The organism is Mycolicibacterium sp. SMGY-1XX, assembly GCF_059132455.1.
Map to the genome: position 1 here is coordinate 5461757 of NZ_CP101139.1, position 25913 is coordinate 5487669.

Sequence of the window (25913 nt, forward strand, 5' to 3'; positions counted from 1 at the left end):
CCTAGTCCAGCTGGCCGACGGCGCGCAGACGCGCGCGTCCCCGGGCCGCTACTTCGGGGTCATCAGACTGCGAATCGGTCTTGGCAGCGTCTGCGTCGATCTCCGATTCGAACTCGGCCGACTCGGCGAGGATGATCACGCCTTCCTCGGTCACCGACAGAAAGCCCCCGTCGACGGCGATACGAAGGTCGTCGTCGCCTTCACGCTCGACCCGGACCATGGCGTCTTCGACGAGCTGTGCGACCAACGGGATGTGCCGGGGCAGGATGCCGATTTCACCGGCGGTGGTGCGGGTGAAGACGAACGTCGCCTTACCTGACCAGATCTTGCGTTCGACGGCAACGATGTCGACGTCCAATTCAGCCACCACACACCACCTTTCGGGCCCTCATCGTCAGAACGATCACAGCTTGGCGCCGAGGCTCTCGGCCTTCTTGGCCAGATCGTCGAGACCACCGATGAGGAAGAAAGCCTGCTCCGGCACGTGGTCGAAGTCGCCCTTGGCCAGCTTGTCGAAGGCCTCGACGGTCTCCTTGAGCGGCACAGTCGAACCCGGCTGGCCGGTGAACTGCTCGGCCGCCATCATGTTCTGGCTCAGGAAGCGCTCGATGCGACGGGCACGGTAGACCAACTGCTTGTCCTCTTCGGACAGCTCGTCGATGCCGAGAATCGCGATGATGTCCTGAAGGTCCTTGTAGCGCTGCAGGATTCGGATGACTTCCTGGGCCACGCGGTAGTGCTCGTCGCCGACGACGCTGGGGTGCAGAATCGTCGAGCTCGACGCCAGCGGATCCACCGCGGGGAAGATGCCCTTCGAGAACACCGCACGCGAGAGCTCGGTGGTGGCATCGAGGTGCGCGAACGTGGTGGCCGGCGCCGGGTCGGTGTAGTCGTCGGCGGGCACATACACGGCCTGCATCGAGGTGATGGAGCGACCACGCGTCGAGGTGATGCGCTCCTGCAGCTCACCCATCTCGTCGGCCAGCGTCGGCTGGTAACCCACCGCCGAAGGCATACGACCCAGCAGGGTCGAGACCTCGGAACCGGCCTGCGTGAACCGGAAGATGTTGTCGATGAACAGCAGCACGTCCTGGTTCTGCTCATCGCGGAAGTACTCCGCCATGGTCAGCGCCGACAGCGCGACGCGCATACGCGTGCCCGGCGGCTCGTCCATCTGACCGAACACCAGGGCGGTGTCCTTGAGCACGTTGGCGTCCTCGAGCTCGACCCAGAGGTCGTTGCCCTCACGGGTGCGCTCACCGACGCCGGCGAACACGGAGGTACCACCGAAGTTGCGGGCGATGCGGTTGATCATCTCCTGGATGAGCACCGTCTTGCCCACGCCGGCGCCGCCGAACAGGGCGATCTTCCCGCCACGCACGTACGGGGTCAGCAGGTCGACGACCTTCAGACCGGTCTCGAGCATCTCCGTGCGGGGCTCGAGGTCGGCGAAGGCCGGCGGCTTGCGGTGGATGGACCAGTGCTCGAAGTCCTTGGCGTAGCCCGGGTCGTCCAGGCAGTCTCCGAGGGCGTTGAACACGTGGCCCTTCACGCCGTCGCCCACGGGCACCGAGATCGAGGCACCGGTGTCGGTGACCTCGACGCCGCGGACCAGTCCGTCGGTGGGCTGCATGGAGATGGTGCGCACCAGGTTGTCACCGAGGTGCTGCGCGACCTCCAGGGTCAGGGTCTTGGCCAGTTCCGAGTAGACGATCTCGGCATGCAGAGCGTTGAACAGCTCGGGTACCGAGCCACGGGGGAACTCGACGTCCACAACGGGGCCGGTGATTCGAACGACGCGCCCTGTCACGGACTTTTCAGCGGTGGCAGTCATATCTTTCTTCGCTTCCTGGGTGGGCTTACTTGGCGTCGGCGAGCGCGTTGGCGCCACCGACGATCTCGCTGATTTCCTGGGTGATCTGCGCCTGGCGTTCGCGGTTGGCTTCCAGCGTCAGCGCCTTGATCAGGTCGTCGGCGTTGTCGCTCGCGGACTTCATGGCGCGCCGTCGCGACGCGGATTCCGACGCTGCGGCCTCCAGCAGCGCGGAGTAGACGCGGGTGGCCACATACCGGGGTAGAAGCGCTCCGAAGAGGGTTTCTGCGTCGGGCTCGAAGGAGAACAGGGTGTGCGGCCCGGTCTCCTCCTCGCCGACGTACTCGACCACCATCGGTGCGATCCGGCGAGCCTCGGCGACCTGCGAGAGCATCGACCGGAACTCCGTGGTGACGATGTGCAGCTCGTCGACACCGAGGATGCCGTCGTCGCCGGCGTCGTCACCTTCGTCGTCGGCGCCGGACATGAAGGTCGTCACCAGTACGTCGGCGATCTCCCTGGCGTTCTCGTAGGTGGGCCGCTCCGAGAAGCCCGTCCATGACTCGACGACTTCGCGTCCGCGGAAGCTGTAGTAGCCCAACGCTTTACGGCCCACGGCGTAGAGGACGGGCTGCTTGCCCTCGTCACGCAGCAGAGCGAAGAGCTCCTCGGCGCGCCGCAGCACGTTGGCGTTGTAGGCGCCGCAGAGCCCGCGGTCGGAGGACACCACCAGGACGCCGGCACGCTTCGGGTTCTCCCGCTCGACGAGCAGCGGATGATCGAGCGCGCTGGCGCCGGCCAGGTTGGTGAGCATGTTGGTGATCTCGTCGGCGTAAGGCCTGGCCGCTTCGACCCGCGCCTGCGCCTTGGCGATCCGGGAGGTCGCGATCAGCTCCTGGGCCTTGGTGATCTTCTTGATCGACCCGGCGGAACGGATGCGGCCTCGTAGCTCACGAAGTGTTGCTGCCATCTGATTCCAGACTCTCCAGTGCCGCTTTTCGTTACTTCTTCTTGGGAGCCGGCTTACGGACCTTGACCGATTCCTGTCCGAGCTCATCGGCGTCCAGTGCGTCGGCCTCGGCCTCGTTCACCACGACCGAGCTGCCGTCGGTTGCCGAGAAGCCCTTCTTGAAGTCGTTGATGACCTCGACGAGCTTGTTCTCGGTGTCCTCGGAGAGCTTCTTGGACTCCCGGATCTCGCTGAGAATGCCGTCGTGCGAGGCCTTGACGTGCTCCAGCAGGTCTGCCTCGAAGCGCTGCACGTCCTCGACGGGCACCGAGTCCAGATGGCCCTTGGTACCGAGGAAGATCGCGACCACCTGCTCCTCGACGGACAGGGGGCTGTACTGCGGCTGCTTGAGCAGCTCGACCAGGCGGGCACCGCGGTCCAGCTGGGCCTTCGAGGCCGCATCCAGGTCCGAGGCGAAGGCGGCGAACGCCTCCAGCTCGCGGTACTGCGACAGATCGAGACGCAGCGAGCCCGCCACCTCTTTCATGGCCTTGATCTGAGCGGCACCACCGACGCGGGACACCGAGACACCGACGTTGATGGCCGGTCGCACGCCCTGGTTGAACAGGTCGGACTCCAGGAAGCACTGGCCGTCGGTGATCGAGATGACGTTGGTCGGGATGAACGCCGAGATGTCGTTGGCCTTGGTCTCGATGATCGGCAGCCCGGTCATCGATCCACCGCCCAGTTCGTCGGACAGCTTGGCGCAACGTTCCAGCAGGCGAGAGTGCAGGTAGAACACGTCGCCGGGGAAGGCTTCGCGGCCCGGCGGCCGGCGCAGCAGGAGCGAGATGGCGCGGTAGGCGTCGGCCTGCTTGGACAGGTCGTCGAACACGATGAGGACGTGCTTGCCGTTGTACATCCAGTGCTGACCGATGGCCGAACCGGTGTACGGCGCGAGCCACTTGAAGCCGGCGGCGTCGGAAGCGGGCGCGGCGACGATGGTGGTGTACTCCATCGCGCCACCCTCTTCGAGGGCGCGCTTCACGCTGGCGATCGTGGTGCCCTTCTGGCCGATCGCGACGTACACGCAGCGCACCTGCTGCTTCGGGTCGCCGGTCTCCCAGGCGGCCCTCTGGTTGAGGATGGTGTCGACGCAGACGGCGGTCTTGCCGGTCTTGCGGTCGCCGATGATCAGCTGACGCTGGCCACGGCCGATGGGTGTCTGCGAGTCGATGGCCTTGATGCCGGTCTGCAGCGGCTCGGAGACTCCTTGGCGCTGCACCACCGACGGCGCCTGCAACTCGAGGGCGCGACGGGTCTCGTGCTCGATGTCGCCCTGGCCGTCGATGGGCTCACCCAGCGGGTTCACCACCCGGCCGAGGAAGCCGTCGCCGACGGGCACCGAGAGCACCTCGTTGGTGCGCTTGACCTGCTGGCCCTCTTCGATCTTGCCGAATTCGCCGAGGATCACCGCGCCGACGCTGTGCTCGTCGAGGTTGAGGGCGACGCCGAGTACGCCGCCTTCGAACTCGAGGAGTTCCTGGGTCATCACCGAGGGCAGGCCCTCGACGTGGGCGATGCCGTCACCGGCGTCGACCACTGTGCCGATTTCCTCGCGCTCGGACTCGGCGCTGAAGGAGGAGACGTAGTCCTCGATAGCGCCTTCGATATCAGCAGCTGAGATTGTCAACTCTGCCATGGCTTTTCGTCTTCCTGCCTTCGTGTTGGAGCAAATGTTCTGGGGTGCTTGGCGTGCGTCAGTCCGGCAGCCCGCTGCGGGCGGCATCCAGCCGGGTGGAGATGGATCCGTCGATCACTTCGTCGCCGACGGTGATCAGGAGCCCGCCCAGCACTGCCGGATCAACGTTGAGCTGGATCGACACCGGATGGCTGTAGATCCGGCCGAGGACCTCCGAGAGCCGGGCGCGCTGCTCGGCCGAGAGATCGGCGGCGGCGGTGACGTGAGCGACCACTTCGCCGCGCCGGGCGACAGCGAGTTCAGCCAGATCGGCGACGGCCTCATCGGCGCGTTCGCCGCGGAGCAGCTCCACTGTCTGCGCGAGCAGCGCAGCAGCGGTGTCATTGACGTCGCCACCGGTACGGCTGAGTACGTTGCGCAGCAGGCTGACTCGACCCTGTGCGTCGGTGGTCTCGTCGGTGAGCAGGCTGCTCAACCGCGGCTGCGCGTCGAGGACGCGACCGAAGCGGAACAGCTGATCCTCGACCGCCTCGCCCTCGTTGTTCTTTTCCGCACGCACCAGCAGAGCAAGGCGGGCGACGTGCTCGATGGCGTCGACCAGGTTGCCTTCGGCCGACCAGCGTTGCGACACCGCGGTTTTCAGCAGATCCACCGCCGGGGCGCTGATCTTTCCGTCGAACAACCGTTGCGCCAGCTCCACCTTCGGCGCGGGGTTGTCGGTGGGGTCCGCGAGATGCTTGTTGAGGATCGGTTCAGCCAGCAGAAGCTTGGCAACCGAGGTCAGGTCGTCGGCCAGCGCGGTGAGGGCACCGCTATCGAGGCCGCCCGCGATGTCGTCGAACTTCTTGACCACTTCGGCCAGGGCCTCGCGGCTGGCGGCCCGCAGGTTCAGAGAGGCGCCCGCCTCGAGCACCGCCGCGGACGGGGCCATGGACTCGAGCTCACCGAGGAAGCGGTCGACGGTGGCCGACTGCCGAGCCGGGTCCGCCACGTAATCGCGGACCAGATCCTCGGCCTTCTGCACGGATTCGGCACCGAGCTCGTGCCGCAGTCCACGGATGGTCTGCTGACGCAGCAGATGCACCTGCTGGTGCCCCTGGGCCTTGATGCGCTCGGCCTCCGTGCCGGCCTGCTCCTCGAGCTGGGCGGCGATGCGCTCCGAGTCCGACTTGGCCTCCTCGGTGACCTTGGCGGATTCCGCCTTGGCGTCGGCGAGAGCCTTGGCATGCATGGCGTCGGCGTCGGCGAGCTTGCGTGCCGCCTCGGCACTTTCGGCCAGCGCCGTGCGAACGGCCTCCTGTTGCTTCTGCATCAGGCCTTTGACGGGCGGCACGACCCACTTCACGATGATGAACACGATCACCGCGAAGCCGATCAGCTGGCCGATGAAGGTCGACATTTAGCTGCTCCCACCTGATTTCACGTCAACGCCGAGGATGCGGCTGGCCAGGACGGCCGAGAGGCCGTCCACGGACGACCGCAGTTCGGTCTGGGTAGACGAGCGTTGTGCGGACAGTTGTTCGTCCGCCTGTCGCACGGTCTCGGCGACTTCACCGCTGGCCTCGGCCCGCTTCTCGTCGATGACCTGGCGACCGGCTGTGCGCGCGTCGTCACGGATGGCGGATGCCTCCGAACGCGCGCCGGCCATGGTCTCGTCATAGTCGGCTTGGGCGGCTGCCACCTGTTCGGCCGACTTGCGGTTGTCCGCAGCGGTCTTGGCCAGCATGGCCTCGCGCTCGGCGAGGACCTTGCTGACCGGGGGCACCACCCATTTCCAGATCACGGCCAGCGTGATCAAGAAAATGAGCAGCACGACGAAGAAGGTGCCGTTGGGGATCAGGAAGTTACTGGTCCCCCCGCCTTCTTCCGCTGCGAGGATGGTTAGTTCACTCATGCCGACGGTTTACTGCAGGCCCGGCGTCGCGAAGACGAACAGCGCCATGAAGGCAAGGTTGATGAAGTAGGCGGCCTCGACCAGACCGACGGTGATGAAGAAGGGCGTGAACAGCCGGCCCTGGGCCTCGGGCTGACGGGCGATGCCGGAGATCAGCGCGTTACCCGCGATACCGTCGCCGATGCCGGCGCCGATGGCACCGCCACCCAGGATCAATCCGCCGCCGATCAGAGCGCCGGCCGTGATGATGGCGTTGGGATCGATTTCCATTCCTATTTTCCTCCTTGGTAACTGGCGGCAGTACCGCCAGAGTTCATGTGGTCGTTCGGTCTGTTGTGGTGGTCAGTGCTCAGTGTTCGTCGTGATCGAGTTCCATCGCCTGGCTGAAGTACAGGATGGTCAGCAGCGAGAAGATGAACGCCTGGATCAGACCGACGAAGAGGTCGAAGGTCTTCCAGATGGCGTTGGGTGCCCACTGGATGTACCAGGGGAACATCGCGATCAGCGCCACCAGGATGCCGCCGGCGAAGATGTTGCCGAAGAGTCGCAGTGCCAACGAGATCGGCTTGGCGAGTTCCTCGACGATGTTGATCGGGGCCAGGAACGCCACGTGACCCTTGACCACCTTGATGGGGTGGCCGATGAGGCCGCGACGCTTGATACCTGCGGCGTGGTAGAAGAAGAACACGAACAGCGCCAGGGCCAGCACGAAGTTGATGTCGGACGCGGGCGGCTTGTAGAGCTCGGCCGCGGCACCGTCGGATCCGCCGTACTGCAGCGGCAGGACCGCCAGCCAGTTCGAGATCAGGATGAACGCGAACAGCGCGACCGCCAGCGGCAGCACGAACGGGGCCACCCGCATACCGACGGAGCTCTCGATCTGCCCCCGCATCTGGATGGTCAGCGCCTCCCAGAACAGCTGCACGCCACCGGGGACGCCGGTCGAGGTGACCTTCGCCTTCAGGAAGAACGCCAGGCCGATGATGATGACGGCGGTGATGGCGGTGGCGAGGATGGTGTCACCGTTGAACGTCATCCCGAACATCTCGAACACCAGGGTGTGGTGTCCGACGTGGATGGCGGCGCCGCCCTCTTCGGCAGCCAGAACGGTCTCATGCACTTGAGACATGCGAGTCAGCTCAACCCTTCGATTCCGATGCAGATACGTCTTCGACATCCAGGCCGCCCGCGCGGATCTTCTTCAGCACGGGAATGCTGGTGCTCATCACCAGCAGTGCCTGGAAGATCGCGAGTCCGAACAGCACTGCGATGCCGCCGTGGTCCTTGAAGAAGATCGCGATGGCCAGTGCGATCACCGAGATGATCATCAGGCGCATCGCGGAGTTGACGGCCATCTTCTTCTTGAGCGGGTGGTCCTGGGCCGTGATCGCTTCCACCGCGCGGCGCACCATGAGCGCGTTGAGAAGACCCAGCCCCAAGCCGGCGCCGAAGAAGAGGCCGAACCAGACGGTGCCCACGAAGGCGGCGGCCGCCGTGGCGACAGCGGTCAGCAGAACGCAGACGATGAGCAGACGCACGGGCCGGAATGCCACGGACGGAAACACCAACGGCGCTTCGTGCGCTGGTGTCGTCACTTTGTCACCTCTATCCCCACGGTCACGGGAACGGTCCCCCAATGGTCAGGTGCCTCGCCCGTCTGAGCGTATCGGAGGGCGGTGGGCGCGCTGGAATCACCCAAGGGGTAGCTCCCTAAATGTCGGTCGTGTTTCGGCGCCAGGCGACTCTCTCGCCACCGGGCCGGGCCGGCAACCCGCGAGGTTTTTCGGGTTCTGCCAGAACCGTACCACATGGTAGAGCGCCGAAAAGGGCCCCCTACTACAAACGGTCGTACGCTCAGCCCGACCGGCTCTCGCGGCGCCGCAGCAACGGAATCAGCGTGACGATCACCGCGACGGCGATCGCTGCGAGCATCACCGCACCGGTGTCGGCCGGATCGAAGAAAATGGTGCTCGCGGCACCGAACGCCACGATGCCCACCCACAAATAGATGAGCAGGACGACGCGTCGATGCGAGTGCCCGATCTGCAGCAGCCGGTGGTGCAGATGCATCTTGTCGGGGCTGAAGGGACTGCGGCCCGCCCGGGTACGGCGGACGATGGCCAGCAGCATGTCCAGGGCCGGTACGAACACCACTGCGACGACGAGCAGGAACGGGGACAGCAGCGCGAAGACGTCGCGCGCACCGTAGGCGTTCTGCGAGATGGGGCCGGCCGCCGTCGTCGCCGCGGCGGCGAGCATCAGCCCGATCAGCATCGAGCCGGAGTCGCCCATGAAGATCTTGGCGCGGTGGAAATTGTGCGGCAGGAAACCGAGGCACGCGCCGGCCAGCACCACCGAGATCACCGCGGGCGGGTAGAACAGCACGTCGCCGCCGTGATCGCGCAACAATCCGACAGAGAACACGCAGATGGCCAGCGCGGTGATCAGGCCCAGCCCGGCGGCCAGGCCGTCGAGTCCGTCGACGAAGTTCATCGCGTTGACGATCGACACCGTTAGCGCCAGCGTCAGCAGGATCGACGCCGTCTGATCCAGCACGATGGTGCCGACACCGCCGATCGGGATGTACAGGACGCTCCACGCCACACCCATGGTGACCAGCACACTGGCCGCGGTGATCTGGCCGGCGAACTTGGTCAGGGCATCCAGGCCCCAGCGGTCGTCGATCAGCCCGATCCCCATGATGAGCCCGCCCGCCACGATGACGGCAGGCATACCGGTGGAGTACACGAATCCACGGGTGAGCGCCGGGAGTTGGGAGGCCAGGAAGACGGCGGCGGCGACACCGAGGTACATCGCCAATCCGCCCATCCGCGGGGTGGGCTGGACGTGGACATCCCGTTCGCGCGGATAGGCCACCGCCCCGACCCTGGTGGCGAATTTCCGGACGGCGCCGGTGGCGAAGTAGGTGATGATGGCCGCGGTGAGGCCCACGAGCGCGAGTTCGCGCAGCGGTACGCCGGCGCCTCGATCGGAGAGTGCGAGCAGTTCGGGAGCGGCGCTCAACACCGGATCAACCGTACAGGCCGGCGGGATCTATCCCGAGAACCTCGCCGACGCGTTCTGCGGTCACCGGGCCCTGGCGCAGGATCTTGGGCGCAGCGCCGGTGAGGTCGACGATGGTGGACGCGGCAGCCTGTTCGGAGGGGCCACCGTCGAGGTACACCTCGACGAGATCGGCGAGCTGGTTGCGGGCGTCGTCCACCGTGACCGCCGGCGGGCGACCGGAGATGTTGGCACTCGACACGGCCATCGGCCCGACCTCGCGCAACACGTCGATGGCCACCGGATGCAACGGCATCCGCAGCATGACGGTGCCATTGGCGTCGCCGAGGTCCCAGTGCAGGGACGGCGCCTGCCGCACCACCAGACTCAGCGCACCGGGCCAGAAGGCGCGAATGAGCTCGCGTGCGGTGTGCGGCACCGTGTAGACCAGGCCATCGATGGTGTTCCACGACCCGACCAGCACCGGCACCGGCATATCGCGGCCGCGGCCCTTGGCGGCCAGCAGTGCCGCGACGGCCGAGGCGTCGAACGCATCGGCGCCGATGCCGTACACCGTGTCGGTGGGCAGGACGACCAGCCTGCCGCCTTTGGCAGCGCTGACCGCCGAGGCGATACCCGCGTCACGCTGCGCCGGATCGGAGCAATCGAACACCGTGCTCATCAGGGGCACCTTTCCTCATTCCGCGTCGCGGTCACGAATCGGGGGCGACCGGCGAGGTCTCGCCGTGGCACCACGTCGCGGAACAGGCCGGTGCCGGTGAGCGCGTCGACGGTTTCGGCGGAGGTGGTGTCATCGTGTTCGATCGCCACGTGACCGCCCGGGCGCAGCCATCGGCCGGCGTGCCGCACGATCGGGTGGATCACCGCCATACCGTCCGGACCGCCGAACAGCGCGTGGTGCGGATCGTGCTCGGCGACCTCGGGGTCCAGCACGGCACCGTCGGGAATGTAGGGAGGGTTGGCCACCAGCAGGTCGACCCCGCCGTCGAGGTCGGGCATCAGAGCCGGTGCGGTGACGTCGGCCCGCACGAACTCCACGACGGTGCCGTGGGCGTTGCGCCGCGCGTAGTCCAAGGCGGTGGGCGAATCGTCGACGGCGATCACCCGGGCGTCGGCGCGGTGCCGGGCCAGCGCCACCGCCAGTGCACCCGAACCGGTACACAGGTCGACCACCACGGGGGCCATCGAGACTTGTTGTGCATCAAGCACTTTCGTGGCCCACTCGAACATCGCCTCGGTCTCGGGGCGGGGAATGAAAACCCCGGGCCCGACGTGCAGGGTCAGCGGCCCGAAGGGGGCGGTGCCGGTGAGGTGCTGCTGTGGGATGCGCTGGGCGCGGGCGGTGACGAGTTCGCGGAATCGGGTGTAGAACTCCGGGCCGGGTTCGTCGACGAAACGCAGCCGGCCGCGCTCGATTCCGAGCACATGCGCGGCCAGTTGTTCGGCTTCGGCTGCGGCCGAGCCGATTCCGGCGGCCGCCAACGTCTGCTCCGCTGCGTCGAGGGCCGCGCGCATCACGCCTGCTGGAGCCGGGCCTGTTTGTCGGCGTCCGCCAGTGCGTCGAACAGCGGGTCCAGCTCGCCGTCGAGCACCTGATCGAGGTTGTGCGCCTTGAAGTTGATCCGGTGGTCCGCGATCCGGTTCTCCGGGAAGTTGTAGGTGCGGATCCGCTCACTGCGGTCGACGGTGCGGATCTGGCTGGCGCGATCGGCGGAGGCGTCGGCCTGGGCCTGCTCCTCCTTGAGCGCCTGCAGACGGGCCGCGAGCACCTGCATGGCGCGCGCCTTGTTCTGCAACTGCGACCGTTCGTTCTGGCAGGTGACGACGATGCCGGTGGGCAGGTGGGTGATCCGGACCGCGGAATCGGTGGTGTTCACGCCCTGGCCTCCCTTGCCGGAGGACCGGTAGACGTCGATGCGCAGGTCGGATTCGTCGATCTGGACCTGTTCGACCTCTTCGGGTTCGGGGTAAACGAGCACGCCGGCGGCGGAGGTGTGCACCCGGCCCTGTGATTCGGTGACCGGGACCCGCTGCACGCGGTGCACGCCGCCTTCGAATTTCAGCCGGGACCACACCCCGTCGAGGGAGTCACCCTTGCTGGCGATGGACAGCGTCGCGTCCTTGTAGCCGCCCAGATCCGAGGTGGTCTCCCCCAGCATCGTGACCGACCAGCCGTGGCGTTCGGCGTAGCGGATGTACATACGCGCGAGGTCGGCGGCGAACAGCGCCGACTCCTCGCCGCCTTCACCGGATTTCACCTCGAGCACCACGTCGTCGGCATCGTGCGGGTCACGCGGAGCCAGCTGATCGGCGAGTTGGGACTCCAACTCCGACACCCGGGTCTCGAGATCGGTGACTTCCTGCGCGAACGACGGGTCTTCGGCGGCGAGCTCACGCGCGGCCTCGAGATCGCCGCGCGCCGCTTCGAGCTTGCGATGCGTGGAGACGATGGGCGCCAACTGCGCGAAACGCCGACCGACGCGGCGGGCGTTCACCGCGTCGGCGTGCAACTCCGGGTCGGCCAGCTGACGTTCCAGGTCGGCGTGCTCAGCCACCAGCGCGTCGATCGCGGTTGCGCTCTGCGTCATCACTCACCTCCATGGGTCAACTGCGGGAGAACCGGCTGGAAAGACAAAACCGACGCCCGTCCTGTGCGTGCGAGACGACAGGCGGGCGCCGGTCCGGTGGCTACTTGTCGGCAGTCTTGCGCTTGCCGTAACGAGCCTCGAAGCGGGCAACGCGGCCGCCGCTGTCGAGGATCTTCTGCTTGCCGGTGTAGAACGGGTGGCACTGCGAGCAGACCTCGACCACGATGTGGCCGCTGTCCTTGGTGCTGCGGGTGGTGAAGCTGTTGCCGCAACCGCAGACCACAGTGGTCTCGTTGTAGGCAGGATGAATGCCGGTTTTCATAGTGTCCTCTTCAATCGATGGCCGCCGGGTCGCCCTTGTCGAACCTGGCTAGCGGGCGTGAACCGGAACCTGAGGTGGTCGACGGTCGATTATGCCAGGTCAGCCGTCGCTCTCCCAAAACGCCGGATGGGCGCCTCTAATTCCCGTGGCGATAAACCCGGGACCGCGCGTCCCGTACCCAGAGCTGACCGCCGGGAGGCGTCGTGCCGTAGGCCACCAGTTGGCGTTTGAGCACCTTGTTGGTGGCCGTCGCGGGCAGTTCGTCGGTGACCCACACATGGCGCGGCCACGCCTTGGGCGACAGATCGGGCTGGCCGGCCAGGAAGTCTCCGAACTCCTCGGGATTCAGCGTCGAATGGTCGCGCAGGACCAGCGCGGCCATCACCTGATCGCCGACGTGCTCGTCGGGAACCGCGTAGACCGCCACCTGGGCCAGCACCGGTAGCCGCATCAGGATGCGTTCGATGGGTGCCGACGTCATGTTCTCGCCGTCGACGCGCATCCAGTCCGCGGTGCGCCCGGCCAGGTAGATCCAGCCGTCGGCGTCGCGGTAGGCCAGGTCGCCCGACCAGTACATGCCGTTGCGGAGCCGCTCGTCGGTGGCGGACTTGTCGTTGTAGTAACCCTGGAACAGTCCGGCACCGGTGGTGTTGACCAGTTCCCCGATAGCTTTGTCGCCGTTCACCAACGCCCCGGAGGTATCGAATTCGGCGACCGGGCACTCGGCGAGTGTGTCCGGGCTGTAGATCGCCACACCTGGGAAGCCTCTGCCCACCGAGCCGCTCGGGCAGTCCGCTTCCCTGGTGACGATCACCGCCCCCTCGGTGGATCCGAAGCCATCCCAGACGGTGCATCCGAAGCGCCGGCCGAACTCGGCGATATCGCGGTCGCCGGCTTCATTGCCGAACGCCACCCGCAGCGGATTGTCGGCGTCATCCGGGCCTTCGGGGGTGGCCAGGACATAGGCCAACGGCTTACCGACGTAGTTCATGTAGGTGGCGCCGTAATGGCGCAGGTCATGGACCAACCTGGAGGCCGAGAACGTCGCCGGTGCCATGGCGGCGCCCGCGGCGACGGCCACGCTCCAGCCGGCCAGCAGTGCATTCGAGTGGAACAGCGGCATCGACAGGTAACAGACGTCGTCGGCGCCGATGTCGAAGCGCTGCACCAGCGCCGTGCCGGCGAACAGCACCGTCATGTGCGCCACCTGCACCGCCTTGGGATCGCCGCTGGTGCCCGAGGTGAAGATCATCATGAAGGTGTCGGTGGCCGTCACCTCGCGGTGCGGCGCGAACGGCCCCGCGTTGTCCACCAACTCGTTCCACTCGGCGGTCGCGGTGTCGAGGATGCGTACCCCGGGTAGGTCGAGTCCGGCCAGCAGCTCGCGGTGTTCGGCGTCGGTGAGCAGGATCTGGCAGTCCGACCGCAGGATGTCACCCGCGAGGGCGCTGCCGCGGCGGGTGTTGTTGATACCGCAGAGCACATAACCGCTCAGGGCCGCCGCGGCCATGGCGGTCAGCATGTCGGGGGTGTTGCCCAGCAGCGCGCCGATGTGCAGCGGCCGAGCCTGGTCAGCGACCCCCAAAAGGGCGGCGGCGTGCTCCTGCGCGTCGGCGAGGTGCTGGCGCCAGGTCCATTCCCGATCGCCGAATCGCACGGCCACCGCCGGATCGTCCAAGCGCTCCCGCAGCAGCTGCTGCACGGTTGTGCAGTCGGACACTGATTCACCCCTCGTGTCGTAGTGAACAGATTGGCAGATCTGTTCATCGTCACGGTGCCACATCTGGCACGGCCGGGTCATGGGTTCTGTCAAGATATTCAGCGTTACACCAGCTATGTCGGGGGAATCGAGGAATCGACAACGGTGACCGCCAGTCCAGACACCCAACCGCGCGCGGGGGCGCGCTCCGTTCGCGATCGGTTGATCGACGCCGCCGAAGCCTGCCTGCACGAGAAGGGCATCCGCGCCACCACCGTGTCGGAGGTCGCCGAGGCCGCGGGTGTGTCCCGGGGATGGCTCTACCGGCACTTCCCCGACAAGGCCACCCTGTTGGGCGCCGCGATCGTCCGCCTGAACGACGCGTTCTGGGGTGAATCCCATGCGGTGCTGGCCGAAGTCGACGGGTTGGCCGACCAGATCGCCGCCGGAGTGAAACTGGGCCGCAGCGCCTACGACTCCCCCGGTGCCCTGTTGATGAAATTACGACGCGACGAACCCGAGGAGTTCGCGGCGTGCGCGGGAGCCGGCGTGCAGGGTCTGGTTCCCGACCTGGGGGCCTTCTGGACGCCCTACCTCACGGCGGCGCAGGACCGCGGCGAGATCCAGGTCGAGGATCTGGCCGAAGCCGCCGAGTGGGTGGCGCGCGGCCTGCTGACCATCGCCACCGTGCCGGGCAACACCCTCGACCCCGACGACTCCGCCGCGGTGCTGCGTTACGTGCAGCGCTATGTCATGCCGGGTCTGCGGCAGAGCTGATCACACCCGGTGCCCATCGACCACCGAGCACCAGCACCAGGTCACGTATCGGGGCGCGCAGAGGGGTCCCGGTACCCACGGCGAAATCCGCGTCGTCGGCCACCAGGCGGTAACCCGCAAGCTCTCGGCGAGGGCTCATCGGAAACCGCATGTGCCACAGGTGATGTGCGACAGCGACCGCCGCAGGAGTGGGCATCGGACGGTCGATACCCAGGGGCTTTGCGATGTCCTGCCCGTGCACCAGCACGTCCATCAGCGGATCGAGCGGCGTGCGGGTGGGCGGACGGCGTCGAGACCCCACCATGGCGCGCAACGCCGCGGTGATTTCCTCGCGAGTTCGGTCATCCATCGCCACGAGCCGGTCCATCATGGCGTCGAACCGGAATCCGGACCGCAGGCCCGCGACCATCATGCGCCGGACGTCGGCATGCAGATGTGTGAGGTGAGCCGCGACGTCACGCACGCTCCACCCTTCGCACAGTGACGGCGCGTCCCACTGTTCGGCGGTGAGCCCGTCCAGCATGTCGGCCAGATCAGCCCGTTGCTCATCAACACAGCGCCAGATCTCAGCGGATGTCAGACCCATGGAGATCACCTCATCTAGTCAGGTAACCTGACTATTTTGGTCAGGACTTCGTACTAAAGTCAACCCATGGGCCAACCGAATTCACCGCTGCTGATGTTCACTGCGCACCGCGCGGCGGAGAGCCAGGTGTTCCGCGCTCTGCACGGCGCGGGCTTCGGCGATCTCACCTTGGCGCAATGCCGTTTGGCGCAACGACTTTCACCTGACGGCATCCGCCTCACCGAACTGGCCGAGCAGGCGCAGATCACCAAACAGACCGCGGGTGCGTTGGTCGACGAGCTGGAACGGAACGGCTACGTGACGCGGCAGCCCGATCCCGACGACGCCCGCGCGCGGCGGGTGGTGCTGACCGCACGAGGCGTCGACCTGTGCCGCGCCGCGGCCGCCGAAGTGGAGAAGGTGGAGGCCGGCTGGCGCGCACACCTGGGTGCGGCCGACTACCGCCGGCTCCGCGAATCCCTGATCCGCCTACGCGAGATCACCGACCCGTACCAGTGAAGGTGAAGTCGTCGAGCCTCTCCAACAAGTGCGCCGTCCAGGAAGATTGGGAGGCGAACGTCCCCCGCCACAGCTCGAGCAGATGCTGGGCGTGCGGTGGCGCAGCCGGATCCGGCCACAGTGCCTTCATCTCCTCGAGTTGGCCGTCGATGGCCCGCGTCGTCTGCAACCGCTGGTCCAGCAGGTGGCGCACCCGGCTCTTCGGGAGGCACTGCATGAAGGCGATGCCGGCGCCGAACTCCTCGATGTCCGGGTTGGTCAACGCGGCTTCCAGCAGCGTGAAGAATTCGTCGGCGCCGGCGGCGGTGATCCGGTACGCCACTCGCGCCGGTCCCCGAGGACTGCTCTGCGGCCCGGTGGCGCTCAGCTTGCCCTCGCGCTCCAACTGTTTCACCGCGTGATAGATGGACGGCGGTTTGACCGCGGTCCAGGTGTCGACGCGCCACGACATCAGCTCACGGTGGACGGCATACCCGTGCGCCACGCCGTGCATTCGCACCACACCCAGCACCAACAGCCGGACCGCGCTCACTGCACCCACCTCTCGATCTGATCCAGGGCGGTCAGCTCGGATGCCAGCTGCGTCTTTTCGTCGTCGGTCAGCGCCATCGCCGAGAGTTCGGCGCGCATGGCGCCCGCCACCTGGAGGTCGCCGAGCACAACCGCCAGCTCGGCACGATCGGCCAGCGCCCGGGCGATGTCGAGGCGGCCGGCGTCGGCACGGTGCCGGCGCAGCGCCACGTCGAGCGTGCGTGCCGCGAGCACGTCGTCGTTCTTGAAATCGCGGAAGATGCGCACGTTGTCATGGGCCTTGGCCAGCCCGGACAGCTGGCGGGACCCGCCGTACTCGACATCGGGTTCGTCGCGGTTGATCACGATGAGGCAGTTTCCCGACGGGTCGTACAGGCAGAACCTCGTCTGACCGGGCCGCAACCGCGTCAGCCGTGGCAACCCGAGGGCCAGCACCCGTCCGTAGCGGGCTCGTAGATTCGCGACGAACCGGGCATGGACCGGCGCCACGTCGTCAACCAGGACCAAGCAGCCACCCGAGTTCTCCTCGGTGCGATCCAGGTTCGGCGACGCGTCCTTGAAATGCACTTCCACGTCCTCGAGCTGCAACGCCAGATACAGATACGGCCGTTCCTGACGGTGAGTGACGAAAAAACCCAACGCTTCGTAGAACTCGACGGTGGCGGCGAGGTCGAGGCAGGGCAGGACCGGCACCGTGGTCATCGTCATGACCCCACACTACTCAAGTTTGACTAGCCACCACGGGAAACGAAAAGCCCCCACCGGAGGTGAGGGCTTGTCGTTTCGGCGAACCGGACGGGACTAGTCGCGGTCGTCCATCGAACCAGGTGCGGTCTTGGAGACCTGGACCAGGAACTCGTAGTTCGTCTTCGTCTTGCGCAGCTGGCTCATCAGCAGGTCGATGGCCTGATGCGAGTCGAGTCCCGACAGCACCCGGCGCAGCTTGTGCACCACGGCGAATTCGTCCGTCGAGAGCAGCAGCTCATCCTTGCGGGTACCGGACGGGTTGACGTCGACGGCCGGGAACACCCGGCGCTCGGCGATCTTGCGGTCGAGCTTGAGCTCGGCGTTACCGGTGCCCTTGAACTCCTCGAAGATCACCGTGTCACCGGTGGAGCCGGTCTCGACCATGGCCGTGGCGATGATGGTCAGCGAGCCGCCGTGCTCGATGTTGCGGGCGGCACCGAGGAATCGCTTCGGCGGGTACAGGGCGGTGGAATCCACACCACCGGACAGGATGCGACCCGAGGCGGGCGAGGCGTTGTTGTACGCGCGGCCGAGGCGGGTGATCGAGTCCAGCAGCACCACCACGTCTTTGCCCTGCTCGACCAGGCGTTTGGCCCGCTCGATGGCCAGCTCCGCAGCCTGGGTGTGGTCTGACGGCGGCCGGTCGAAGGTGGAGGCGATGACCTCACCCTTGACCGAACGCTGCATGTCGGTGACCTCTTCAGGGCGTTCGTCGACGAGCACGACCATGAGGTGGCATTCGGGGTTGTTGCGGGTGATCGCGTTGGCGATGTCCTGCATGATCGTGGTCTTACCGGCTTTGGGCGGGGACACGATCAGCGCACGCTGGCCCTTGCCGATCGGCATGATCAGGTCGATCACACGTGTGGTCAGCTTGTCCGGGCTGGTCTCGAGACGCAGCCGCTGATTCGGGTACAGCGGGGTGAGCTTGCCGAATTCCGGCCGGTTCTTGGCGGCCTCGACCGGTCCGCCGTTGACCGTGTCCAGGCGGACCAGCGGGTTGAACTTCTGGCGCGTGTTCTGACCACCGCCTTCGCCTTCGCGGGGAACACGCACCGCACCGGTGACCGCGTCACCGCGGCGCAGACCGTTCTTGCGGACCATGTTCATGGACACGTAGACGTCGTTGGGCCCCGCGAGGTAGCCGGAGGTCCGGACGAACGCGTAGTTGTCCAGCACATCGAGAATGCCCGCGACGGGCTGGACAACGTCGTCTTCGCGCAGCTCGGTGTCGCCACCGCCGCCTTCGCCGCCACCACGTTCACCGCGGCGCTTGCGGTCACGGAATCGACGCCCGCGCCGGCCCTGCCGACCGTCACCGTCGTCGTCGTCACTGTTGCGGTCGTTGTTCCGATCGCTGTTCCGATCGCTGTTGCGGTCGTTGTTTCGATCGCTGTTGCGGTCGTTGTTCCGATCGGTATTGCGGTCGTTCCGGTTGCGGTTCGGCTGCTCACCGCCCTGCTGGTCACCGCGGTCACCCTGTTTGGGCGCTTCGGTGTCAGTCCTGCTCTCGGCGCGGTTGTCCGACTTGGCACCGCGACCGTCCTCGGTAGCCGGTTTCTCGTCGGCCCGGGTCCGGTTGTCCTGTTTGGGCTGCTCCTGTTTGGGCTGCTCCTGTTTGGGCTGCTCAGGAGCGGCCTCGGCGGGAGCGCCGGACTGCCGTGAGGCGCTGCGACGTTCACGGCGCCGAGGTTCGGCGGGCGCCTCCGGGGTCTGGGTGGCGGCTTCTGCCACGGGTGCGGGTGCGGCCTCGGCGGTGCCGCCATTGCGGCCGCCGCCGTCGGCCGGGGCAGCGCCACCGGCGCTGGACTGCCGCTCACGAATGGCGGCGATCAGGTCGCCTTTACGCATTCCCGACGTGCCCTTGACGCCCACTTGAGCGGCCAGAGCGCGGAGTTCCGGCAGCACCATCGAGGTCAGAGACCCGCTCGACTTGCCGGAGGCAACCTCCGCGCGACCGCGGGGCGCCGAAACGTCGGAGGTCACAACCGGCAGCTCGGTCTGGGAGGCGCTGTCAGCCGTGATGAGGTCCGTATCAGTCACGGATTTCCTTTCTTCCCCCACAGCGAGTGGTGTGGAGGTTTAGCTGCGATCAGCAAAACGCTGAGCGCGACGTCCCACCGTCGACTCTGCAACGGTGATCGCCGGGATTCGCGGCAAGGGGCGAACCGTCAGTCCACAAGTTGATCACGAGAAAGTTGGTGGTCGTCCTAGTGTCGGCGCAGAAGATGCTGCGATTGCCGGGACGGCACCGAGGATAACCCGCTTCTTGGGCGGAAGCAAGAATGTGGTGATCGGCGTGTGCTTCTCCGGGCCGCCACTTCGGCGGCTTCGGCGGCCTCAGGCTCGGGCCGCCACCCCGGAACTCCAGCGAACTCCGTCGCCTACGTTCACTTCCTTGACGGTGAATCCATGCGCGGCGCCGAACTCCAGCGCTTCGGCAGGCAGGTCCTGCGCTGCGCTGAGGGCCATCACCGCAGGTCCGGCTCCGGACAGCACCGCTGCAATGCCACAACTACGCAGTACCCGCAAATATTCCGCCGAGGCCGGCATCGCCGCCGCGCGCTGCGGTTGGTGCAGGACGTCCTCGGTGGCCGACATCAGCAGGTCGGGACGCTCGGTGAGCGCGACGACGAGCAACGCGGCCCGGCTCAGGTTGAAGCGGGCATCCGTGTGGCTGACGTTCTCGGGCAGCAGCACCCTGGTCTCGGCCGTCGAGGACCGCACCTGGGGAATGGCCGAGAACAAGCGGATCTCCGGATGCACCCGGATGGCGGCTGCCTCGTAACGGGGCTCATCGCCACCGGTCTCCTCGGTCCAGGACACCACCGCACCACCGAGCACAGCGGCGGCCGCGTTGTCGGGATGTCCCTCGAACTCCGATGACAGCTGCACCAACTGGCGCGTGTCCATGGTCGTCGAATTGACCTGCGCCGCAAACCCATTCACCGATGCCAGACCGCCCACCACGGCCGCTGCCGACGAACCGAGACCCCGCGAATGCGGAATCACGTTGCGACAGCGCACGATCAGACCCGCAGCGCGCAGACCCGCAGCAGCCAACCCTCGTTCGATCGCCCTGACCACCAGATGCTCGGACCCCAGTGGCACCTGCCCGGCGCCCTCACCCTCGACCTCGACAATCAGGCCGGAATCCGTTGTCTCGACGATGATCTCGTCGTACATACCGACAGCCAGACCAAGGCTGTCGAAACCGGGACCGAGATTGGCGCTGGACGCGGCGACGGTGGCGCTGGCGGTCAGTCCAGCAGGCAGGACCTGAGTCATCGAGTCAGCCCAGACCCAACTGCGCCACGACGGCAACGGGGTCGACGGGCACGGCCGTGACGGTCGGCATGCCCTTGAGTGCGGTGTCGGGATCCTTGAGTCCGTTGCCGGTGACGGTGCACACCACTTCTGAGCCACGCTCGACCCAGCCGTCTTCCACCGACTTGAGCAGCCCGGCGATGCTGGCCGCCGATGCGGGTTCGACGAAGACACCCTCACTGCTGGCCACCAGGTGGTAGGCCGCGAGAATCTCCTCATCGGTGGCGGCGAGGAAGCGGCCACCGGACTCCTGCTGGGCGGCGACGGCCCCACTCCACGAGGCGGGCGCGCCGATCCGGATGGCGGTGGCGATGGTCTCCGGGTTCTTCACCGGCTCGCCGGTCACCAGCGGTGCGGCCCCGGCGGCCTGGGTGCCCAGCATCCGCGGCAGCTTGTCGGCCAGTCCGTCGCGGTGGTATTCGCGGTAGCCCTTCCAGTACGCGGTGATGTTGCCCGCGTTGCCGACCGGAAGCGAGTGCACATCGGGGGCGTGACCCAGGGCGTCGACGATCTCGAAGGCGGCGGTCTTCTGCCCCTCGATGCGCACCGGGTTGACGCTGTTGACCAGTGCGATGGTCGGGAAGTCGGCGGTGAGCTTGCGGGCCAGTTCCAGGCAGTCGTCGAAGTTGCCGTCGATCTGAATGATCTTGGCGCCGTGCATCACTGCCTGCGCCAGCTTGCCCATCGCGATCTTGCCCTGCGGGATCAGCACCGCACAGGTGATACCGGCCTGGGCCGCATACGCCGCCGCCGAGGCCGAGGTGTTACCGGTCGAGGCGCACAACACGGCTTTCTGGCCGCGGGCCACCGCGTCGGTGACGGCCATGGTCATGCCGCGGTCCTTGAAGGAGCCGGTGGGGTTGAGCCCTTCGACCTTCAGATGCACTGTGCAGCCGGTGTGTTCGCTCAACCGCTTGGCATGGATGAGCGGGGTGGCCCCCTCGAGCAGGGTGATGGCCGTCCAGTCGTCGCCGATCGGCAACCGGTCGCGGTAGGCCTCGATCAGGCCAGGCCATGGCTTGTGCGTCATTCGCCGGCCCCTTCCATGCGCAGAACGCTGGCCACGCTGGACACCACGTCGAGGTCCTCCAGCGCGGCGATGGTCTCGGACAACGCCGCGTCGGTGGCCTGGTGGGTCAGCACGGCGATCCGGGCGCCCACCCGCTGGCCGCCTTCGTTGACGACGCCTTCCTGGCGCACTTCGGCGATGGAGACCTCGCGTTTGGCGAATTCGGCTGCGACCGAGGACAACACGCCGGGGCGATCGGCGACATAGAGGCTGACGTAGTAGCGCGTCGGGATCACGCCGATGGAGGCGATGGGCAGCTTCGCGTACTTGGACTCGCGCGGCCCGCGTCCACCCTGCACCCGGTTGCGGGCAGCCATCACCAGGTCACCCATCACCGCCGAAGCGGTGGGGGCTCCGCCGGCACCCTGGCCGTAGAACATCAGCCGGCCGGCCGCCTCGGCCTCGACGACCACCGCGTTGAAGGCACCGCCCACCGACGCCAGCGGATGATCCAGGGGCACCAACGCCGGGTAGACCCGCGCCGACACACGCTGTTTGCCTTTGCCGGTGGTCAGCCGTTCGCAGATGGCGAGGAGCTTGATGGTGCAACCCAACGCTTTCGCCGACTCGAAGTCCTCGGCGGTCACCTTGGTGATGCCCTCGCGGTACACGTCGTCCGCGGTGACCCGGGTGTGAAAAGCGATGGACGCGAGGATGGCCGCCTTGGCGGCGGCGTCGTAACCCTCGACGTCGGCGGTCGGGTCGGCCTCGGCGTATCCGAGCGCACTGGCATCGGCCAGTGCGTCGTCGTAGCTGGCACCCGTCTCGTTCATGGCGGACAGGATGTAGTTGGTGGTCCCGTTGACGATGCCGGCCACCCGCAGCACTGTGTCACCGGCCAGCGATTGTGTCAGCGGGCGGATCACCGGGATCGCCCCGGCGACAGCCGCTTCGAAGTACAGGTCGACGCGCGCCTTCTCGGCGGCCTGGGCCAGTTCTCCCGTGGACTGCGCCATCAGCGCCTTGTTGGCGGTGATGACCGACTTGCCCCGCTCCAGCGCGGTGAGGATGGCCTTGCGCGCCGGTTCCACCGGACCCATCACCTCGACCACGATGTCCACGTCCTCGCGGGCCACCAGCGCCTCGATGTCCTCGGTGAGCAGCTCCACGGGCACCCCGCGGTCCTTGGCCACCCGCCGGACACCCACACCGCGCAGCACCAGTGGCGCCCCGATGCGGGCGGCCAGGTCGTCGGCGCTCTCCTCGATGATGCGCACGACTTCGCTGCCGACGTTGCCGAGTCCCAATACCGCTATGCCGACCGGCTTTTCCGTGTTTGCCTCGTTGGCCACGTCTTCTACCCCTTCACTTCCAAACTCAGTAGGTCATCGACCGTCTCCCTGCGCAGGATCAGGCGTGATCGCCCGTCGCGCACGACCACCACCGCAGGGCGGCCGAGCAGGTTGTATCGGCTCGACATGGAATAGCAGTAGGCGCCGGTGGCCGCGACGGCCATCAGGTCACCCGGTGCGACGTCATCGGACACCCACGTGTCACGCACGATGATGTCTCCGCTCTCGCAGTGCTTTCCGACGATGCGGGCCAGCGTGGGCGCCGCCTCGCTGGTGCGCGACACCAACCGGATGTCGTAGTCGGCGCTGTACAACGCCGGGCGGATGTTGTCGCTCATACCGCCGTCGACGCTGACGTAGCGCCGGGCCGCGGTCGGGCTGATCGCCACGTCCTTGACGGTGCCGACCTCGTAGAGCGTCACCGTCCCAGGGCCCGCGATGGCACGGCCGGGTTCGACGACGAGCTTGGGTGTGGGCAGGCCCACCGCCGCCGACTCGTCGGCCACGATCGCTTTCAGCTTGGCCGCCAAGTCCTCCATGGGCGGCGGATCGTCCTGTGGCAGATACGAAATGCCCAATCCCCCACCGAGATCCACCGTCGAGATCTGCGCGGTCTTCTCCACCCCGAACTCGGCGACGACATCACGCAGCAGGCCGAGAACGCGGTGCGCCGCGATCTCGAAGCCGGCCACGTCGAAGATCTGCGAGCCGATGTGACTGTGCAGGCCGACCAGTCGCAGGTTGTCGGTTTCGAACACCCGGCGCACCCCGGCCAGCGCCGCGCCGGAAGCCAGCGACAGGCCGAACTTCTGGTCCTCGTGGGCGGTGGAGATGAACTCGTGGGTGTGCGCTTCGACGCCGACGGTGACGCGCACCAGCACGTCCTGCACCACGCCCGCTTCGCCGGCGATCTTGTCCAGGCGGTCGATCTCGATCATCGAGTCGACGACAATGTGCCCGACGCCGGCTTTGACGGCGGTGGTCAGTTCGGTCACCGATTTGTTGTTGCCGTGCAACGCGATTCGCTGGGGCGGGAAGTCGGCGTTCAACGCGACGGCGAGTTCCCCGCCGCTGCACACGTCCAGCGCGAGGCCTTCCTCGTCGACCCAGCGAGCGATCTCGGTGCACAGGAAGGCTTTTGCCGCATAACGCACGTACTCGCCACCGCCGAACGCCGTCGCGATGTTGCGGCACCGGAACCGGAAGTCGTCCTCGTCGATGACGAACAGCGGCGTGCCGTAGTCGGCAGCCAGTTGCGAGACCGTGACACCGGCGATGCTGACTTCACCGTCGGCGCCGCGAACCAGATTGCGGGGCCACACATTCGGGGCCAGCCGCAGCACCTCGTCGGAGGTCTGCGGTTTCGGCGGCGCACCCGCGTGGTGGATCTCCTCGGCGTGCCGGGGTCCGGCAGGGTGGACGTTCACATGCGCTCCGGTGCACTGACGCCGAGGATCGCCAGGCCGTTGGCGACCACCTGACGGGTGGCCTGGCACAGCGCCAGGCGCGCGGCGTGCAGGTCGCCTGCCTCTTCGTCACCTTGCGGCAGCACCCGGCAGGAATCGTAGAAACGGTGGTAATCCCCGGCGAGGTCCTCGAGGTAGCGGCACACCCGGTGCGGCTCACGCAGATTCGCCGCGGTCTCGAGCACCCGCGAGAACTCCCCGATGTTGCGGATCAGGGTGCCCTCTTTGTCGTGGGTCAGCAGTTCCAGGTGCTCGGTGCTGGGAATCACGCCCAGCTCGGCAGCGTTGCGGGCCAGCGCCGAGAGCCGCGCGTGCGCGTATTGCACGTAATAGACCGGGTTCTCGCTGGAGGCCGAGGACCACAGCTCGAGGTCGATGTCGATCGCGGTGTCGACCGAGCTACGGATCAGTGAGTACCGGGCGGCGTCCACGCCGAGGGCGTCCACCAGGTCGTCGAGGGTGATGACGGTGCCCGCCCGCTTGCTCATCCGCACCGGTTGGCCGTCGCGCACCAGATTGACCATCTGGCCGATCAGCACCTCGACGGTGTTGGGGTCGTCACCCAGGGCGGCCGCGGCGGCTTTGAGGCGCGCGATGTAACCGTGGTGGTCGGCGCCCAGCATGTAGATGCACAGGTCGAATCCGCGCTGCCGCTTGTCCAGGTAGTACGCCAGGTCGCCGGCGATATAGGCGGGCTGCCCGTCGCTCTTGATGACCACCCGGTCCTTGTCGTCGCCGAACTCGGTGGTGCGCAGCCAGGTGGCCCCGTCTTTTTCGTAGATGTTGCCGGTTTCGCGCAGCCGCGCGATGGCCTGGTCCACCCGGCCGGAGGTGTGCATCGAGTCTTCGTGGGTGTAGACGTCGAAGTCGGTGCCGAATTCGTGCAGCGATTCCTTGATGTGGTTGAACATCAGGTCCACGCCGATCGAGCGGAACGTCTCCTGCTGCTGCTCGGCGGGCAGGCTCAGCACGTCGGGCGCCTGCTCCAGCACCTTGGCCGCGATATCGGCGATGTAGGTGCCGGCGTAGCCGTCCTCCGGGGCGGGCCGGCCGGTGGCCGCCGCCACCAGGGAGCGGGCGAACCGGTCGATCTGGGCGCCGTGGTCGTTGAAGTAGTACTCGCGGGTCACCGCGGCGCCCTGCGTGGACAGCAACCGGCCCAGCGCGTCGCCGACCGCTGCCCAACGGGTACCGCCGATGTGGATGGGGCCGGTGGGGTTGGCCGAGACGAACTCGAGGTTGACGCTCAACCCGTCCAGCAGCGCGGAGTTCCCATAGGTGTGGCCGGCGTCGATGACATTGTTGACGATGCGCCCCTGGGCGGCCGCGTCGATGCGCAGGTTGACGAACCCGGGCCCGGCCACCTCGGCCGAGGCGATACCGTCGGCGGCGGCCAGCGCCTCGGCCAGCCAGCCGGCCAGCTCACGGGGGTTGGCGCCGACCAACTTGCCGACCCGCAGGGCCAGGTTGGTGGCGTAATCGCCGTGCTCGGGGTTGCGCGGGCGCTCGACGGTGACCGTCGCGGGGAGAGCGTCGGTGTCCAGGTCATGGGCGGCCAGCACCCCAGCGGCGGTGCTCTTGAGCAGCTCGGCCAGATCGGCGGGTGTCACGGGGGTCCATCCTATGGTC

General features: G+C 67.1%; 26 protein-coding genes. 2 read left to right on the forward strand and 24 right to left on the reverse strand.

From position 1 onward, the window contains the following. Window position 1 precedes the first annotated feature (1 nt). From NL241_RS26090 to fadD1, 15 genes are all read right to left on the reverse strand, one after another. Window positions 2–367, reverse strand: coding sequence for a F0F1 ATP synthase subunit epsilon (locus tag NL241_RS26090; RefSeq protein WP_487694394.1), 366 nt, complete (start codon window positions 365–367; stop codon window positions 2–4). Between the two features lie 36 nt (window positions 368–403). Then, on the reverse strand, window positions 404–1834 hold the full coding sequence (gene atpD, locus NL241_RS26095; RefSeq protein ID WP_487694396.1) for a F0F1 ATP synthase subunit beta: 1431 nt from the start codon (window positions 1832–1834) through the stop codon (window positions 404–406). 25 nt (window positions 1835–1859) lie between these two features. Beyond that, entirely contained in the window at window positions 1860–2783 is a 924-nt protein-coding gene (locus NL241_RS26100) for a F0F1 ATP synthase subunit gamma (RefSeq protein WP_494395437.1), read from the reverse strand. 31 nt (window positions 2784–2814) lie between these two features. Next, the gene (atpA, locus tag NL241_RS26105; protein ID WP_487694398.1) at window positions 2815–4464 is read right to left on the reverse strand and encodes a F0F1 ATP synthase subunit alpha; all 1650 of its coding nucleotides are present in this window, start codon (window positions 4462–4464) and stop codon (window positions 2815–2817) included. A 58-nt stretch (window positions 4465–4522) separates the two neighbouring features. Then, window positions 4523–5863, reverse strand: coding sequence for a F0F1 ATP synthase subunit B/delta (locus NL241_RS26110; protein WP_487694399.1), 1341 nt, complete (start codon window positions 5861–5863; stop codon window positions 4523–4525). After that, window positions 5864–6358 (reverse strand): F0F1 ATP synthase subunit B, encoded by a 495-nt coding sequence (locus NL241_RS26115; protein ID WP_487694400.1) that lies wholly within the window; start codon window positions 6356–6358, stop codon window positions 5864–5866. 9 nt (window positions 6359–6367) lie between these two features. Continuing rightward, window positions 6368–6628 (reverse strand): F0F1 ATP synthase subunit C, encoded by a 261-nt coding sequence (locus NL241_RS26120; protein ID WP_068918160.1) that lies wholly within the window; start codon window positions 6626–6628, stop codon window positions 6368–6370. 79 nt (window positions 6629–6707) lie between these two features. After that, complete coding sequence (gene atpB, locus NL241_RS26125) at window positions 6708–7487, reverse strand: F0F1 ATP synthase subunit A (protein ID WP_487694401.1); 780 nt, start codon at window positions 7485–7487, stop codon at window positions 6708–6710. Window positions 7488–7497: 10 nt separating this feature from the next. Further along, a complete protein-coding gene (locus tag NL241_RS26130; protein ID WP_487694403.1) occupies window positions 7498–7953 on the reverse strand; it encodes an ATP synthase subunit I in 456 nt (151 codons plus the stop codon). Window positions 7954–8212: 259 nt separating this feature from the next. After that, a complete protein-coding gene (locus NL241_RS26135; RefSeq protein WP_487694404.1) occupies window positions 8213–9385 on the reverse strand; it encodes a glycosyltransferase family 4 protein in 1173 nt (390 codons plus the stop codon). Between the two features lie 4 nt (window positions 9386–9389). Further along, window positions 9390–10043, reverse strand: a complete 654-nt coding sequence (locus NL241_RS26140; protein WP_494395438.1) for an L-threonylcarbamoyladenylate synthase — start codon at window positions 10041–10043, stop codon at window positions 9390–9392. Beyond that, entirely contained in the window at window positions 10043–10897 is an 855-nt protein-coding gene (gene prmC / locus NL241_RS26145) for a peptide chain release factor N(5)-glutamine methyltransferase (RefSeq protein WP_494395439.1), read from the reverse strand. The genes NL241_RS26140 and prmC overlap by 1 nt, the downstream gene beginning before the upstream one ends. Next, on the reverse strand, window positions 10897–11970 hold the full coding sequence (gene prfA, locus NL241_RS26150) for a peptide chain release factor 1 (protein WP_487694409.1): 1074 nt from the start codon (window positions 11968–11970) through the stop codon (window positions 10897–10899). The genes prmC and prfA overlap by 1 nt, the downstream gene beginning before the upstream one ends. 100 nt (window positions 11971–12070) lie before the next feature. After that, complete coding sequence (rpmE, locus tag NL241_RS26155; RefSeq protein WP_487694410.1) at window positions 12071–12292, reverse strand: 50S ribosomal protein L31; 222 nt, start codon at window positions 12290–12292, stop codon at window positions 12071–12073. Between the two features lie 136 nt (window positions 12293–12428). Beyond that, window positions 12429–14012, reverse strand: a complete 1584-nt coding sequence (fadD1, locus tag NL241_RS26160) for a fatty-acid--CoA ligase FadD1 (protein ID WP_494395440.1) — start codon at window positions 14010–14012, stop codon at window positions 12429–12431. A gap of 144 nt (window positions 14013–14156) precedes the next feature. Between fadD1 and NL241_RS26165 the strand changes: the two genes are divergently transcribed. Next, window positions 14157–14768, forward strand: a complete 612-nt coding sequence (locus tag NL241_RS26165) for a TetR/AcrR family transcriptional regulator (protein ID WP_487694413.1) — start codon at window positions 14157–14159, stop codon at window positions 14766–14768. Here the strand turns inward: NL241_RS26165 and NL241_RS26170 are convergent. Then, entirely contained in the window at window positions 14743–15348 is a 606-nt protein-coding gene (locus NL241_RS26170) for a maleylpyruvate isomerase family mycothiol-dependent enzyme (RefSeq protein WP_494398394.1), read from the reverse strand. The genes NL241_RS26165 and NL241_RS26170 overlap by 26 nt on opposite strands. Window positions 15349–15420: 72 nt before the next feature. On the opposite strand from NL241_RS26170, the gene NL241_RS26175 reads away from it, so the two are divergent. Further along, window positions 15421–15852 carry a MarR family winged helix-turn-helix transcriptional regulator gene (locus NL241_RS26175; RefSeq protein ID WP_494395441.1) on the forward strand — a complete coding sequence of 144 codons (432 nt, stop codon included), beginning with the start codon at window positions 15421–15423 and terminating at the stop codon, window positions 15850–15852. Here NL241_RS26175 and NL241_RS26180 read toward each other — a convergent pair. The 8 genes from NL241_RS26180 to argS all read right to left on the reverse strand — a co-directional run bounded on the left by NL241_RS26180 (window position 15833) and on the right by argS (window position 25894). After that, a complete protein-coding gene (locus NL241_RS26180; RefSeq protein ID WP_487694416.1) occupies window positions 15833–16384 on the reverse strand; it encodes a PadR family transcriptional regulator in 552 nt (183 codons plus the stop codon). The two genes, NL241_RS26175 and NL241_RS26180, sit on opposite strands and share 20 nt — an antisense overlap. Next, the gene (locus NL241_RS26185) at window positions 16381–17091 is read right to left on the reverse strand and encodes a DUF8817 family protein (protein WP_494395442.1); all 711 of its coding nucleotides are present in this window, start codon (window positions 17089–17091) and stop codon (window positions 16381–16383) included. Before NL241_RS26185 ends, NL241_RS26180 begins: the two co-directional genes overlap by 4 nt. A 93-nt stretch (window positions 17092–17184) precedes the next feature. Beyond that, window positions 17185–19173, reverse strand: a complete 1989-nt coding sequence (gene rho / locus NL241_RS26190; RefSeq protein WP_494395443.1) for a transcription termination factor Rho — start codon at window positions 19171–19173, stop codon at window positions 17185–17187. Window positions 19174–19470: 297 nt separating this feature from the next. Beyond that, window positions 19471–20418, reverse strand: coding sequence for a homoserine kinase (gene thrB, locus NL241_RS26195; RefSeq protein WP_487694419.1), 948 nt, complete (start codon window positions 20416–20418; stop codon window positions 19471–19473). A 4-nt stretch (window positions 20419–20422) separates the two neighbouring features. Beyond that, window positions 20423–21487: a threonine synthase gene (gene thrC, locus NL241_RS26200; RefSeq protein WP_487694420.1), complete on the reverse strand. Its 1065-nt coding sequence runs from the start codon at window positions 21485–21487 to the stop codon at window positions 20423–20425. Continuing rightward, entirely contained in the window at window positions 21484–22818 is a 1335-nt protein-coding gene (locus tag NL241_RS26205) for a homoserine dehydrogenase (RefSeq protein WP_487694422.1), read from the reverse strand. Before NL241_RS26205 ends, thrC begins: the two co-directional genes overlap by 4 nt. Before the next feature lie 5 nt (window positions 22819–22823). Further along, window positions 22824–24245, reverse strand: coding sequence for a diaminopimelate decarboxylase (gene lysA / locus NL241_RS26210; RefSeq protein WP_494395444.1), 1422 nt, complete (start codon window positions 24243–24245; stop codon window positions 22824–22826). Continuing rightward, on the reverse strand, window positions 24242–25894 hold the full coding sequence (argS, locus tag NL241_RS26215; RefSeq protein ID WP_487694424.1) for an arginine--tRNA ligase: 1653 nt from the start codon (window positions 25892–25894) through the stop codon (window positions 24242–24244). The genes lysA and argS overlap by 4 nt, the downstream gene beginning before the upstream one ends. Window positions 25895–25913 lie beyond the last annotated feature (19 nt).

Excerpts from the sequence above, each read along its gene's own strand:
- atpD (WP_487694396.1), bottom strand. The coding sequence starts at position 1,834 with ATGACTGCCACCGCTGAAAAGTCCGTGACAGGGCGCGTCGTTCGAATC.
- NL241_RS26100 (WP_494395437.1), bottom strand. The coding sequence starts at position 2,783 with ATGGCAGCAACACTTCGTGAGCTACGAGGCCGCATCCGTTCCGCCGGG.
- atpA (WP_487694398.1), bottom strand. The coding sequence starts at position 4,464 with ATGGCAGAGTTGACAATCTCAGCTGCTGATATCGAAGGCGCTATCGAG.
- NL241_RS26110 (WP_487694399.1), bottom strand. The coding sequence starts at position 5,863 with ATGTCGACCTTCATCGGCCAGCTGATCGGCTTCGCGGTGATCGTGTTC.
- NL241_RS26115 (WP_487694400.1), bottom strand. The coding sequence starts at position 6,358 with ATGAGTGAACTAACCATCCTCGCAGCGGAAGAAGGCGGGGGGACCAGT.
- NL241_RS26120 (WP_068918160.1), bottom strand. The coding sequence starts at position 6,628 with ATGGAAATCGATCCCAACGCCATCATCACGGCCGGCGCTCTGATCGGC.
- atpB (WP_487694401.1), bottom strand. The coding sequence starts at position 7,487 with ATGTCTCAAGTGCATGAGACCGTTCTGGCTGCCGAAGAGGGCGGCGCC.
- NL241_RS26140 (WP_494395438.1), bottom strand. The coding sequence starts at position 10,043 with ATGAGCACGGTGTTCGATTGCTCCGATCCGGCGCAGCGTGACGCGGGT.
- prmC (WP_494395439.1), bottom strand. The coding sequence starts at position 10,897 with ATGCGCGCGGCCCTCGACGCAGCGGAGCAGACGTTGGCGGCCGCCGGA.
- prfA (WP_487694409.1), bottom strand. The coding sequence starts at position 11,970 with ATGACGCAGAGCGCAACCGCGATCGACGCGCTGGTGGCTGAGCACGCC.
- rpmE (WP_487694410.1), bottom strand. The coding sequence starts at position 12,292 with ATGAAAACCGGCATTCATCCTGCCTACAACGAGACCACTGTGGTCTGC.
- NL241_RS26175 (WP_494395441.1), top strand. The coding sequence starts at position 15,421 with ATGGGCCAACCGAATTCACCGCTGCTGATGTTCACTGCGCACCGCGCG.
- NL241_RS26185 (WP_494395442.1), bottom strand. The coding sequence starts at position 17,091 with ATGACGATGACCACGGTGCCGGTCCTGCCCTGCCTCGACCTCGCCGCC.
- thrB (WP_487694419.1), bottom strand. The coding sequence starts at position 20,418 with ATGACTCAGGTCCTGCCTGCTGGACTGACCGCCAGCGCCACCGTCGCC.
- thrC (WP_487694420.1), bottom strand. The coding sequence starts at position 21,487 with ATGACGCACAAGCCATGGCCTGGCCTGATCGAGGCCTACCGCGACCGG.